General features: G+C 53.7%; 11 protein-coding genes and 1 pseudogene. 7 read left to right on the forward strand and 5 right to left on the reverse strand.

Going from position 1 to position 12,889, the window contains the following annotated elements; genetic code table 11:
• Positions 1-100: 100 nt before the first annotated feature.
• Entirely contained in the window at positions 101-1,063 is a 963-nt protein-coding gene (locus tag EQV93_RS03895) for a LysR family transcriptional regulator (protein ID WP_122783535.1), read from the forward strand.
• Here the strand turns inward: EQV93_RS03895 and EQV93_RS03900 are convergent.
• The 3 genes and pseudogenes from EQV93_RS03900 to EQV93_RS03910 form a co-directional block, all read right to left on the reverse strand.
• Positions 1,005-1,217 carry a PA3496 family putative envelope integrity protein gene (locus EQV93_RS03900; RefSeq protein WP_122783534.1) on the reverse strand — a complete coding sequence of 71 codons (213 nt, stop codon included), beginning with the start codon at positions 1,215-1,217 and terminating at the stop codon, positions 1,005-1,007. The genes EQV93_RS03895 and EQV93_RS03900 overlap by 59 nt on opposite strands.
• A gap of 144 nt (positions 1,218-1,361) precedes the next feature.
• Complete coding sequence (gene hexR / locus EQV93_RS03905; protein ID WP_122783533.1) at positions 1,362-2,228, reverse strand: transcriptional regulator HexR; 867 nt, start codon at positions 2,226-2,228, stop codon at positions 1,362-1,364.
• Positions 2,229-2,364: 136 nt separating this feature from the next.
• Positions 2,365-4,041 (reverse strand): annotated as a pseudogene (locus EQV93_RS03910) (putative bifunctional diguanylate cyclase/phosphodiesterase); the annotation flags it as partial.
• A 433-nt stretch (positions 4,042-4,474) separates the two neighbouring features.
• On the opposite strand from EQV93_RS03910, the gene uvrD reads away from it, so the two are divergent.
• The 4 genes from uvrD (at position 4,475) to EQV93_RS03930 (ending at position 8,700) form a co-directional block, all read left to right on the forward strand.
• On the forward strand, positions 4,475-6,658 hold the full coding sequence (gene uvrD / locus EQV93_RS03915; RefSeq protein WP_122783531.1) for a DNA helicase II: 2,184 nt from the start codon (positions 4,475-4,477) through the stop codon (positions 6,656-6,658).
• A 38-nt stretch (positions 6,659-6,696) separates the two neighbouring features.
• Entirely contained in the window at positions 6,697-7,137 is a 441-nt protein-coding gene (locus EQV93_RS03920) for an EamA family transporter (protein WP_122783530.1), read from the forward strand.
• 172 nt (positions 7,138-7,309) lie between these two features.
• Positions 7,310-8,158 carry a Tim44 domain-containing protein gene (locus tag EQV93_RS03925; protein ID WP_146385760.1) on the forward strand — a complete coding sequence of 283 codons (849 nt, stop codon included), beginning with the start codon at positions 7,310-7,312 and terminating at the stop codon, positions 8,156-8,158.
• 134 nt (positions 8,159-8,292) lie between these two features.
• Positions 8,293-8,700, forward strand: a complete 408-nt coding sequence (locus EQV93_RS03930) for an SMI1/KNR4 family protein (protein ID WP_122783528.1) — start codon at positions 8,293-8,295, stop codon at positions 8,698-8,700.
• Positions 8,701-8,792: 92 nt separating this feature from the next.
• On the opposite strand, the gene EQV93_RS03935 is transcribed toward EQV93_RS03930, so the two are convergent.
• A complete protein-coding gene (locus EQV93_RS03935) occupies positions 8,793-10,553 on the reverse strand; it encodes a cation:proton antiporter (RefSeq protein ID WP_122783527.1) in 1,761 nt (586 codons plus the stop codon).
• Positions 10,554-10,838: 285 nt separating this feature from the next.
• On the opposite strand from EQV93_RS03935, the gene EQV93_RS03940 reads away from it, so the two are divergent.
• Positions 10,839-11,324 carry an acyl-CoA thioesterase gene (locus EQV93_RS03940; RefSeq protein ID WP_122783579.1) on the forward strand — a complete coding sequence of 162 codons (486 nt, stop codon included), beginning with the start codon at positions 10,839-10,841 and terminating at the stop codon, positions 11,322-11,324.
• A 53-nt stretch (positions 11,325-11,377) separates the two neighbouring features.
• Here the strand turns inward: EQV93_RS03940 and pdxY are convergent, their stop codons facing one another.
• Positions 11,378-12,250: a pyridoxal kinase PdxY gene (gene pdxY, locus EQV93_RS03945; RefSeq protein WP_122783526.1), complete on the reverse strand. Its 873-nt coding sequence runs from the start codon at positions 12,248-12,250 to the stop codon at positions 11,378-11,380.
• 114 nt (positions 12,251-12,364) lie between these two features.
• Between pdxY and EQV93_RS03950 the strand changes: the two genes are divergently transcribed.
• Positions 12,365-12,775: a DUF3301 domain-containing protein gene (locus tag EQV93_RS03950; protein WP_146385757.1), complete on the forward strand. Its 411-nt coding sequence runs from the start codon at positions 12,365-12,367 to the stop codon at positions 12,773-12,775.
• Positions 12,776-12,889: the final 114 nt, after the last annotated feature.

Below are 12,889 nucleotides of genomic sequence, written 5' to 3' on the forward strand. Positions count from 1 at the left end.
TAGACCCACGCAACAATAAACAAAAATCAATAATTCTTGGGTCGTGCATAAGTAAAGACTTATAGTCAGAAAACTTATTGCTTCGGATAACTTCAATAAAATGCGTAAGTCATTGATGCGTATAACTTTTCGACAATTACAGATCTTCAATGAAGTCTGTGATTTGCGCTCTTACAGCCGAGCAGCAGAGGAAATGTCGCTGACGCAACCCGCCGTAAGTCTACAAATTCGTCAGTTGGAAGAGCTGATTGGTCAGCCATTATTCGATTACGTAGGCAAAAAGCTGTACATGACCGAAGCCGCTGAAGCGCTTCAGTTAGCCAGTCGTGACATTTTTGGGCGGCTTGAAAATCTCGATATGCAGTTATCGGACATGCTGGGTTCGTTGCAGGGCCAGTTGAAATTAGCCATCGAATCGAGTGCAAAATATTTTGTGCCGCATTTATTTGCAGCGTTTAAGCGCCAGCATCCCGAGGTTAATTTGCAGCTCACAGTGGTCAACCGGGCACAGGCGGTTCGTCGGCTTTCGGATAACCGTGATGATTTGGTGATCATGTCGATGGTGCCGCAAGACATGGGCCTGGAGTTTTTGCCGTTTTTGAATAATCCGATTGTCGCGGTAGCGCCTGCTGATCATCCGCTGTGTGAGCGCGGGTCGCTGCATTTGCAAGACCTGGAGCCGTATACCTTGCTGATGCGTGAGCAAGGTTCGGGCACGCGCTTGGCGTGTGAAGAGTATTTCAAAGAAAAGCGTGTGCACTTCGGTCAAACCCTTGAAGTGTCATCCAACGAATCGCAGCGCGAATGCGCGGTTGCAGGATTGGGCGTGGCGCTGTTAACCCGCCACGCCGTCAGCCTGGAACTGGCGACCGGCCTGTTGCGTGAGTTGCCGGTTGAGGAGTTACCGCTGTATCGCAGTTGGTGTGTGGTGCAGGCCAAGGCGAAACGTCTGTCTCCCGTGGCGCATGCATTTCTGGGATTTATACGCACGGAGCGCCAGCAAATCAGCGCGTTGGTTGAGCGCTTCGACGGTCAGTTGCCGGGGCGGTATGCCAGTAATTGAGACCGTTGAGATCGGGGTAATCGGCTGTTTCCAGACGCAGCTGACGCTGGTCCGTACGGTCTTCGATCGCGCGACGAAAAGCCATGCGGCGCTGGTCTTCTTGCTGACGGCGGGTTTTGACGGCGCTGTTGCGTTCTTCGTAAGGCTGGGCCATTTCGAGTCTCCCAAGGCGTGTACGGGAGCTTTACGATGCGCTTTGTTTGTGACGGCATTGCGAAGAAGAGATGACAGGGGAATGAACGCTGAATCCAAATCCCCTCACCCTAGCCCTCTCCCTTTGGGAGACGGCTACGTGCGATTAATCTTCGTGGCTTTTTAGCGATTTAGGCGACAAGCGCAAACTGCGAAGGCTACGTTTAACGCTTTTGAGGTGGTTGACCAAGCTCGGCCCGCGAGCCATGGCAACGCCCATCGCCAGCACATCAATCACCACCAGGTGGGCAATACGAGAGGTCAACGGAGTATAGATTTCGGTGTCTTCATGCACATCAATAGCAAGGTTGATGGTCGCCAGTTCAGCCAAGGGTGTTTGGCTAGGACATAACGTAATCAACGTAGCGCCACTCTCGCGAACCAGGTTGGCGGAAATCAGCAAATCCTTGGAGCGGCCTGACTGAGAAATACAGATCGCCACGTCGGTAGGCTTTAACGTCACAGCCGACATAGCTTGCATGTGGGGGTCAGAATACGCAGCCGCCGTCAGTAACAGGCGAAAGAACTTGTGTTGAGCATCTGCTGCGACAGCACCCGAGGCTCCAAAACCATAAAACTCAACACGTTGAGCTTGCGACATGGCCGTCACGGCTCTTTGCAATGCAACCGGGTCAAGCTTCTCGCGCACGTCCATTAACGTGTGCAACGTCGTGTCAAAGATTTTCAGGCTGTAATCAGCAACCGAATCGTCTTCATGGATCGCAAATTGGCCAAAACTGGCACCCGCAGCCAAGCTTTGCGCAAGCTTGAGTTTTAGATCCTGAAACCCTGAACAACCTATCGCACGGCAAAAACGCACGATAGTGGGTTCGCTGATTCCGACGCTATGCGCAAGGTCTGCCATGGAACTGTGCATTACAGCCGCAGGATCAAGCAGCACGTGATCGGCAACCTTGAGTTCCGATTTACGTAACAGGTGGCGTGACTGGGCGATATGTTGCAGCAGGTTCAAATGACTGGACTCGGTCTGTAAGCGGCAGGCGCCGGGGATGTAGCAATCTTGTAGTTATACTACAAGAATTCGCTTTTTGCCCAACCAATACGTCACCTAAAAACCCGTACCCCCTGTGAAGCCGCACTTTTGAGCACTACAAAATAACGACACCGCAGCGCAATAAATCGCCCAAAGCCGTTGCGTTAACCGGTCGGCTGATCAAGTACCCCTGAACTTCGTCACACTGCTGATGCTTAAGAAACGCGAGCTGGGTCTCGTCTTCAACCCCTTCGGCAACCACTTGCAGGTCGAGGCTGTGGGCCATCGCAATAATTGCAATGGTAATTGCATCGTCTTCACTGCAACGCCCTACACCGCGAATGAAGGTCTTATCGATCTTCACATAGTCGACAGCAAATCGTTTGAGATAGCTGAGCGACGAATACCCGGTGCCAAAATCATCAATCGCCAGCTTTACCCCCAGCTCATGCAACTGTTGAAAGGCCACAATTACGCTTTCGACATTATCCAGCAACTGACTTTCGGTTAATTCAAGCTCAAGACAGTGCGGCGCCAGCCCGGTTTCTTCAAGGACTTGTCGCACCTGACTGACCAGCTTGCCTTGACGTAACTGATGCCCCGACAAGTTCACCGATACCCGTATCGGCGCCAGCCCTGCGCGCTGCCATTCACACGCCTGTCGACAGGCTTCACGAAGTACGAACTCGCCAATGGCAGCTATCAGCCCGGTTTCTTCAGCCAGTGCGATAAAGTCGCTGGGAGGCACGCTGCCCAACTGTGGATGGTCCCAACGCACCAACGCTTCAGCGGCATGCAGACGACCGGTTTTCAAGCATAACTTTGGCTGGTAGAACACGTTGAGCTGGTCTTCGACAATCGCCTTGCGCAACTGATTTTCCAGCTGAAATCGCTCAAGTGTGCCGTGTTGCAAGCTATGACTGAAAAATTGAAAAGTACCGCCGCCTATGTGCTTGGCTTGCTGCATGGCTTGGCTGGCCTGATTGACCAACATCGCACTGTCACGAGCGCTGTCATTCATTAAGCTGATGCCAATTGATGCACTGATCACCAATTCATGGCCGTCGATCATCAGTGGTCTGCCAAGCTTGCTTAACAGTCGGGTAGTGACACGCGCCAAGCTGGTCAAGCTGCCATAGGTGTCAAACAACACCGCAAATTCGTCGCCGGATAATCGCGCAATGGTGTCGGCCTCGGGCATGGCCTTTTTCATGCGCTCAGCGACGTGTTGCAGCACTTGGTCGGCCAGCTCATGCCCAAGGCTGTCATTGAGTCGTTTGAAACGGTCTAGGTCGATGTGCAGCAATGCGAGGCTGCTTGAACCTGGTCGCGAACGTTGATTGGCTTCTTCAAGGCGCTCTTTAAACAAAAGGCGGTTGGCCAGCCCCGTCAGTTCATCAAAATGAGTGAGATGCCGCACTCGCTCTTCAGAAATTCGTCGCGCCGAAAGATCACTTATGAATGCCACGATATGGCTGATTGTATCGGCGCCATCGCGTACCACTTTGAGTTGTAACCATTGCGGGTAAAGCTCGCCGTTTTTACGGGCTTCAACTAACTCACCCTGCCAACTGTCCTGCAGATCTAGCGAGCCTTGAATTGTCAGAGAATGCCGAAAGGCGTCGCGACCACACGCCAGTTCAATCACTCGATGCCCAACCAACTCCTCAACCGAATAACCACTGATACGGCTAAATGCCTGGTTGACGGCCAGTATGGTGTAAGCCGGATCAAGAATAACGATGCCTTCACTGGCCGCTTCAAACACAGTGGCCGCTAAACGCCGTTGCTCTATTTCTCGTGCAAGCACAGCGTTTAATTGCTCGCTGCGAGCATTGGCGAGTTGCAGATCATCCAAGAGTTTTTGTTGCTGCGCATTCCCTGCGACATAGCGTTTTTTGACTTGCCAGACAAGAACAGCGCCTAAGGACAGCAAACACCCAGCGCCTATGCCGAAAGAAGTACCCAGCGAGCTAAAACCCTGAATCATCAGCATAATTCTTATAAGAGGGTGACTAAAAGTACCCCCGAGCATACACAAGCAATGCATATGTCCAAACGGGATAAAACGCTTATGAATGGATCCAATTCCCCCAAACTATTCAAATAAAGGCATACCCCTCTGTATGACTGTTCATATAAACAGCCTTACGGACGACAAAATAAGGCGGGGCCGATCGGCATTGGGGTTTGCCGGGGTTGGCCGCGCGCCCTAGAATGCTCAGATGCGCGATGATCTCTCTCTCTTGTTAAATTCTCTCAACGATGCCCAACGTCAGGCCGTCACGGCCAGTGTCGGGCGTCAGTTGGTTCTGGCCGGCGCAGGTTCCGGCAAAACCCGTGTGCTGGTGCACCGTATCGCTTGGTTAATCCAGGTCGAAAACGCGTCCCCGCACTCAGTGCTGTCGGTGACCTTCACCAACAAGGCCGCTGCCGAGATGCGCCACCGCATCGAACAGCTTATGGGTATCAACCCGGCCGGTATGTGGGTGGGTACTTTCCACGGCCTGGCACACCGCCTGCTGCGTGCTCATTGGCAGGAAGCCGGTCTGAGCCAGACGTTCCAGATTCTCGACAGCGATGACCAACAACGCTTGGTCAAACGGGTGATCCGTGAACTGGGGCTGGACGAACAGCGCTGGCCTGTGCGGCAGGCGCAATGGTTCATCAACGGCCAAAAAGATGAAGGCCTGCGCCCACAACACATTCAAGCCAGTGGTGATTTATTCCTGGCCACCATGCGCAGCATTTACGAGGCCTATGAGGTTGCGTGCCAGCGGGCAGGCGTGATTGATTTCTCTGAACTGCTCCTGCGCGCCCTGGATCTGTGGCGTGATAACCCAGGCTTACTGGCGCACTACCAGAAACGCTTCCGGCACATTCTGGTGGACGAGTTCCAGGACACCAACGCCGTGCAATACGCGTGGCTGCGTCTGTTGGCACAAGGCGGCGACAGCTTGATGGTCGTGGGCGATGACGATCAGTCGATCTACGGATGGCGTGGCGCGAAGATTGAAAATATCTACCAATACTCCACTGACTTCCCGGATGCGGAAACCATTCGTCTGGAACAGAACTACCGTTCAACTGCTGGCATTCTTAAAGCGGCCAACGCCCTGATTGCCAACAACAGTGGGCGCATGGGTAAAGAACTGTGGACGGATGGCGGCGAAGGCGAAGCGATTAATTTGTACGCGGCTTTCAACGAACACGATGAAGCGCGCTACGTCGTCGAAACCATTGAAAGCGCCCTGAAAACGGGCCTGGCTCATAAAGACATCGCCATTTTGTACCGTTCCAACGCCCAATCACGGGTGCTGGAAGAAGCGTTACTTCGCGAACGTATTCCGTACCGTATTTATGGCGGTCAGCGCTTCTTTGAACGTGCTGAAATCAAAAATGCCATGGCCTACATGCGACTGCTTGAGGGCCGTGGCAACGACGCGGCACTGGAACGAGTCATTAACGTTCCGGCTCGCGGGATCGGCGAAAAAACAGTTGAAGCCATTCGTGAGCACGCCCGTCACAGTGATGTGTCCATGTGGGAAGCCATGCGCCAGCTCATCGCTAATAAAGCGTTGCCTGGTCGCGCTTCGGGCGCCATCGCAGGCTTTATTGAGCTGATCGAAGGCCTCGCTGCAAAAGTCATGGAGATGCCGCTGCACCTGATGACTCAAACAGTGATCGAGCAAAGCGGTCTCATTGCCTACCATCAAGCCGAAAAGGGCGAAAAAGGCCAAGCCCGGGTAGAAAACCTTGAGGAGCTGGTCAGCGCTGCACGTAACTTCGAGAACAACGAAGAAGACGAAGAGCTCTCGCCATTAGCCGCATTCCTTGGCCACGCATCACTGGAGGCTGGCGACACTCAGGCAGAAGAACACGAAGACGGTATCCAGTTGATGACGCTGCACAGCGCAAAAGGCCTGGAGTTCCCGTATGTGTTTCTTGTGGGCATGGAAGAGGGCCTGTTCCCGCACAAGATGAGCCTTGAAGAACCCGGCCGCCTTGAAGAGGAACGCCGTCTGGCCTATGTCGGCATCACCCGCGCGATGCAAAACCTGGTGATGACCTATGCTGAAACCCGTCGCCTCTACGGCAGTGAAACCTACAACAAGGTTTCACGCTTCGTGCGCGAGATACCAAAAGGGTTGATACAGGAAGTTCGCTTGTCCAACAGTGTCAGCCGTCCTTTCGGCGGCGGTCAGAAGCAAAGCGCCAGCACCTTGTTTGGCGGTTCGGATATTCCCGAAACCGAGTTCAAGCTGGGTCAACTGGTCCGTCACGCGGTGTTCGGCGAAGGCGTGATCCTGAATTTCGAAGGCGCTGGCGCCCAGGCACGGGTTCAAGTGAACTTCCCGGAAGGCAGCAAGTGGCTAATGATGGGCTACGCCAAACTTGAAGCGGTCTGACAGCCGCGGGACAGCTAGCTGACGATAAGGTGGGTAATATGGGCTCAGGTTTCTTTTCTTCCTGGACATTCTGGGCCCTCCTGTCGGCCACCTTTGCGGCGCTGACTGCGATTTTTGCCAAGGTGGGTATCGAGCATGTCAATTCTGATTTCGCCACGTTACTACGCACCGTCGTGGTACTGGCCAGTTTGGCGTTGATTGTTTATGCCACGGGCCAATACCAGTCGTTGAGTTCAATTTCCGGGCGCAGCTATCTGTTCCTGCTGCTATCAGGATTGGCGACAGGAGCGTCATGGCTGTGCTATTTCCGCGCCTTGAAACTGGGCCCAGCGTCACTGGTTGCGCCTGTGGACAAGCTTAGCGTGGTGCTGGTGGCTATCATTGGCGTACTGCTTTTGGGTGAAAAACTCGACCTGCGACAATGGGCCGGCATCGGACTGATTACAGGGGGTGTCGTGCTACTGGCGTTAAAACGCTAAACCTTTTGTAGCTTCACTGGCTTTGGCTGGGATGCCAGAGACATCGACTACAGATTAAACAGAAGTCTCCTACACGCTATTAGGCAAAAGCCCGAAACACTTCACCGCTAGCCAGCCAACCTTCACCTGTGCAACATGGCGCGCGTGTCATCCACAAATGGGAATTCCCTTTATGAAACGTTTTCTTAGCATCGCCATGGCGTTGTGCATCGGTTTAACGATGAGCCTCGACGCTAACGCCAAACGCTTTGGCGGTGGCAAAAGCTTTGGCTCGGCCCCTAGCCACCAAACTCGTCAAGCCGCACCCGCTGCAGCCCCTGCTGCTGCAGGCGCTGCCGCTAAAGCCGGTGGTGCTTCGCGCTGGTTAGGCCCTCTGGCTGGCCTCGCTGCCGGTGGCCTGCTTGCATCCATGTTCATGGGCGGTGGCTTCCAGGGCATGCAGTTCTTCGACATCTTGATCATGGCGGTCATTGCCTTCCTGATCTTCCGCTTCATTGCCGCCCGTCGCCGCAAGCACCAGGCGGCTGACATGATGGCTCCAGCGGGCCCAGCCTCGATGCAACGGGAAGTGTTCGATGCCAAGCCAGCCACTTCGTCGATCTTCGGCGGTGGTTCAGCCGCCCCGGCAGCACGCCCGGTGATCAATGCTCCGGCCTGGTTCAATGAGCAGAACTTCCTGGACGCTGCACGTAACCATTTCCAGTCCCTGCAGCAGCATTGGGATGCCAACGAAATGGATAAAATCGCCGAGTTTGTTACACCGCAAATGCTTGATTTCCTCAAGCGTGAGCGCGCTGATCTGGGTGATGGCTTCCAGTCCACCTACATCGACAACCTGACCGTGCAACTGGACGGCCTGGATGATCGCGCCGACAAGACCATCGCCACACTGACATTCAGCGGTATTTCGAAAACATCGCGTTTTGATCAGGGCGAAGCTTTCAGCGAGAGCTGGAACATGGAGCGCCAGCAAGGTGAGAACCAGCCTTGGCTGGTGGCCGGTATCCGCCAAAACGGCTGATCTGCGCATATCACATGTTGTAATCAAAGCCCCGGACTTGTCCGGGGCTTTGCATTTCACGATTGCACTTATAACAAGCTACTGTATAAAGCGCGTCTTATAAAACCGCGCCATAGAGTATGAGGATAGAGGTCGTGGAAGAGATCATCGAAGAACTACGTGAAAAGAATGAGCCTGTGCCGGTTCCCCTGGAACTGCCAGATGAAGACCAACTGGTAGAAATCGAAGAACAACTGTTCATCGATATTCCGTTTGTCTTCAAAGAGTTTTTGCTGACCGTCAGCGACGTGGTGTATGGCAGCCTGGAGCCCGTTACCGTGACGGATCCACAGTCCCATACCTACCTGCCTGAAGTGGCAGCCACTGCATGGGATCTGGGCGTGCCCCGCGAACTGATCCCGATTTGTCAGGACGGCGACGACTACTACTGTGTTGAAGAAGACGGCACTGTGGTGCTGTGGTCTGGCGAAGAAGAACTGGTGACCGAAGAAACTTGGGAATCGGTCTGGCACTGGGCCCGGGATGTCTGGCTGGAAAGCTGATACCTGCATGCAGTGAAACTCTGTAGAAACGAGCGCAAGGCTCCCGCAACACGACCGTGAGCTTGCTCGCTTCTACAGAGCGCAGGGCACCATCAATGGCCGCCCTCTTTATGGTTATCAAGCGTCTCCAGCAACGCCACCTGCATGCGCGTATGAACCCGAATAAACCAGCGCCACAACACCGCAGCAACCCCCGCCGCCACAACCGCAATCCCGATCAGCAACTCATTGGTGGGCAAAATACTGGCCGACAACGCTGACAACAGTAGAAAAATCACCAGCAACGAGAGGATCGGGATGACTTCAGCAATGATCCGACGTACTCGTTGTGTATGGCGCCCTGCCATTTCCGGCTTGACCCCCATCTCTGCCAGCAACATCGAAAGCGCCTTGAGCTTGCGATAAGCCGCTATCAGGAACGGCAATGACAACAACAAGGCAGCTCCCCAGATCAGCCCGTGTTGCCAGCTCGATTTAATCATCCAACCCTGTAAATACTCGGCGATTCTTGGCGCGAAATACCCACCGGCAAAGAAAATAGCGATCACCAACGCCAGGTTAACCCCAACCTGCAGCAGAATTTTGCGGATCATGGCAGCCAGAAGCGCGCCCTGCCCCTGCGGCTGAATACTGCGAAGCCATTCGCCGTACATCCCCAAAACCCGAGACACACGCTTGGGCATGACCTGCGCCAGCTTGAGCGAGAGCGGGTCTGCGGCACGAATCAAGTAAGGGGTCATCAGGGTCGTCAACACGGACACAGCGACCGCTACGGGGTACAGAAAGCTGCTGGTGACCTGCAATGTCATACCCAGCGCTGCGATGATGAAAGAAAATTCGCCAATCTGCGACAGCCCCATCCCGACTCGCAACGAGGTGCGCCCGTCATTACCGGCGATAAAGGCTCCCAACCCGCAAGAAAGCATCTTGCCCAGGACCACCGCACAGGTGATGACCAGTATTGGCAGGGCGTACTCCCACAGAATGACCGGGTCGAGCATGAGGCCTATCGCGACAAAGAAAATCGCACTGAATAGATCCCGCACAGGCTCGATCAGGCGCTCGATTTTCAGCAGTTGTCGTGATTCAGCCATGATAGCGCCGATCAAAAACGCGCCGAGCACCATGCTGTATTCCAGCTTGACCACCAACAGGCAAAAGCCAAAACACAGGCCTAGCACGGTGATCAACAGCATCTCATTGCTTTCGAAGCGGGCCACATATGCCAGCACCCTTGGCACCAGCAAAATGCCTATGACCAATGCCACAATCATGAATAAAGAAAGTTTACCGACGGTCGAAAAAACCTCTTCAGGGCTCACGCTTCCGCTCACCGCAATACTCGACAGCAACGCAATTATTCCGATGCCCAAAATATCCTCAACGATCAACACGCCAAAAATCAGCTGCGCAAAGCGCTCGTTTTTCATCTTGAGGTCATTAAGGGCCTTAACGATGATCGTGGTCGAAGAGATGGCCAAGATCGCGCCCAAAAACAGCGAGTCCATGGTGTTCCAATCGAACCAGCGGCCAATTTCGTAGCCAATCCAGATCATCAGCGTAATTTCCATGAACGCTGCGATGAAAGCCGTGGCCCCCACCTTGAATAGCTTGCGAAGGCTGAACTCCAGGCCCAGGCAAAACATCAGGAAAATCACCCCCAGTTCGGCAAGGGTCTTGATCGTTTGCTCATCATGAATCAAGCCAAAAGGCGGGGTATGTGGGCCAATAATAAATCCGGCCACAATGTAGCCAAGCACCACGGGTTGCTTGAAGCGGTGAAAAAGAATTGTCACCACACCTGCGACCAGCATGATCACTGCCAGATCCTGAATAAAACTGATGGCATGCATGGCGTGGTGCTCCTTTTGAGTGTTTCGCTGCCACAGAACGTCGGACGCAGTCTTTATGACTGTGTGTATAGACCGTTTGTGTTGTAGGAATTACCCGCTTATCGGGCTTTTGCAGGTTAACACCGCGACTTCTTCTAGAAAGGCAGTGCAATATATGGAAACAGATACAGATGAGCGTGACGGCTGCTAAAGCAACAACGTCCCGTTAATGACTGTTTCAAAACTCGACAAGTATCCGCAGAGGTACCCATTTCAATGCTGCAACACTACCGCGAGCCTGCTGCTATGGAACCCGGAAACGCCCAACTCTCGATGACGGTCTTGATGACCCCGGACATGGCCAACTTTTCAGGCAATGTTCACGGCGGAACCCTGCTCAAGTACCTCGACGAAGTCGCTTACGCCTGCGCCAGCCGCTATGCCGGCCGTTATGTGGTCACTTTGTCAGTAGACCAAGTGATATTTCGCGAGCCTATTCACGTCGGCGAGCTAGTGACCTTCCTGGCGTCGGTCAATTACACCGGCAACACCTCGATGGAAGTCGGCATTAAAGTCGTTACTGAAAATATTCGTGAACGCTCTGTACGCCACACCAATAGCTGCTTTTTCACTATGGTGTCCGTGGACGACGATCGTAAACCCGCTGCCGTGCCGCCCTTGCAACCCGTAAACAGCGAAGACAAACGCCGCTTTATTCAGGGCAAACAGCGTCGCCAGATCCGTCAAGAGCTGGAAAAACGCTATCAGGAATTGAAAGACGACACGATGTAAAAACTCTTTGTAGGGTGCGAACACAGTCGCTCCCTACAGTCCGATTCGCCTCTCTACAGGTTGATAGGTACTGCCTCAAACCGCACTCGCGGATGAGCGATACGGTCCTGAGCACGCACCAGTTGCAACTCATAGCTGGTGCAGGCCTGAGTCTCCAGCAAGACCTCATGCACCGCAGCGGCGGTAAATTCAAATGCAGCCACAAGGCTGTCGCCTAGCAACACACGCGCTAAAAACAACCCAGAGGTCAGATCGCCTACACCCACAGGCTGACGCGGAAACGCCAGCAATGGACGGGTCAAGTGCCAATTGCCCTCTGCGGTCACCAGCAGCATCTCGAAATTATCTGTCGGCTTACCGGGATAGGACAAATGCTTCACCAATACCGCCTTGGGACCGCGTGACAGCAAACTGCGGGCCATCGCCAGGCAATCCAGTAAAGATTGCGGGTGACGACCGCAAAAGCTGTCCAGTTCCAACTGATTAGGGCACAGAAAGTCGGCCATAGCAGCGGCCTCTTCAAGCAGAAAATCACTGACCTCCTGCGCTACGATGCAACCTTTTTCAGGGTGCCCCATTACCGGATCACAGAGGTATAACGCATGCGGGTTTACTGATTTGATACGTGCTACGCCACTAAGAATTGCCCGACCTTGAGCGGCACTGCCCAAATAGCCGGACAGAACGGCATCACAGTTGCCCAACTCGCCAATAGCCGCAATACCCTCAACCAACGCCGGAATCTGCTCAGGGGCAAGCACTTCACCTGCCCACTGGCCATACTGCGTGTGGTTGGAAAACTGTACGGTGTTCAAGGGCCAGACATTTACCCCGACGCGCTGCATAGGAAACACGGCAGCGCTATTTCCGGCATGGCCGAAAACCACGTGAGATTGGATGGCGAGTAGATGAGGTGTACGTTTCATGCCGGATTCCAGACTGCGGATGGATTCAAGCCGCGCAGTATGCGACTAAACACAACCTATACGACAGACTGAAGACGCAGTTAAGCTGAACCCAATCTGTTGGAGCGCACGTTAATGCTGACCCTTGGAAATATGTTTGTGCTGATGCTGTTAGCCGCAGGTGCCGCCTGGCTATGGCACAACCACGGCCTGCGTGAACGTGCACTGGCGCGGGTCAAACAGCACTGCAAGAATCTTGATATCGAATTGCTGGATGAAAACGTTGCGCTTAAGAAAATCGGCTTTATTGCCGATGCTCATGGCCGCAAACGCCTGGCCCGTGTGTATAACTTTGAGTTCACCGTCACAGGTGAACATCGCCATACCGGGACCATCACCCAATTCGGGGCTCATAGTGCAAAAATTGACCTGCCACCCTACCCGATCCCAAACGGGTCTGAGCCGGATGTGAGTGAAATCCCTCCCAGCGCCAACGTCATTGAGTTAAGCCAATGGCGTCAGGAACACCGTAAAACCCCTCACTGATATCGAACAGGCACAATGCCTGTGGATAACTCTGCACCAGCACCTGTGAACGTCACTTAATAAAGCCTGAAAGCATTGAGATAGAGCCATTTCTAATGGTTCTATCACAAGAAT

The organism is Pseudomonas sp. TMW22091, from assembly GCF_022496705.1.
GTDB classification, from domain to species: Bacteria; Pseudomonadota; Gammaproteobacteria; order Pseudomonadales; family Pseudomonadaceae; genus Aquipseudomonas; species Aquipseudomonas saxonica.

Excerpts from the sequence above, each read along its gene's own strand:
- EQV93_RS03895 (WP_122783535.1), top strand. The coding sequence starts at position 101 with ATGCGTAAGTCATTGATGCGTATAACTTTTCGACAATTACAGATCTTC.
- EQV93_RS03900 (WP_122783534.1), bottom strand. The coding sequence starts at position 1,217 with ATGGCCCAGCCTTACGAAGAACGCAACAGCGCCGTCAAAACCCGCCGT.
- uvrD (WP_122783531.1), top strand. The coding sequence starts at position 4,475 with ATGCGCGATGATCTCTCTCTCTTGTTAAATTCTCTCAACGATGCCCAA.
- EQV93_RS03920 (WP_122783530.1), top strand. The coding sequence starts at position 6,697 with ATGGGCTCAGGTTTCTTTTCTTCCTGGACATTCTGGGCCCTCCTGTCG.
- EQV93_RS03925 (WP_146385760.1), top strand. The coding sequence starts at position 7,310 with ATGAAACGTTTTCTTAGCATCGCCATGGCGTTGTGCATCGGTTTAACG.
- EQV93_RS03935 (WP_122783527.1), bottom strand. The coding sequence starts at position 10,553 with ATGCATGCCATCAGTTTTATTCAGGATCTGGCAGTGATCATGCTGGTC.
- EQV93_RS03940 (WP_122783579.1), top strand. The coding sequence starts at position 10,839 with ATGGAACCCGGAAACGCCCAACTCTCGATGACGGTCTTGATGACCCCG.
- pdxY (WP_122783526.1), bottom strand. The coding sequence starts at position 12,250 with ATGAAACGTACACCTCATCTACTCGCCATCCAATCTCACGTGGTTTTC.
- EQV93_RS03950 (WP_146385757.1), top strand. The coding sequence starts at position 12,365 with ATGCTGACCCTTGGAAATATGTTTGTGCTGATGCTGTTAGCCGCAGGT.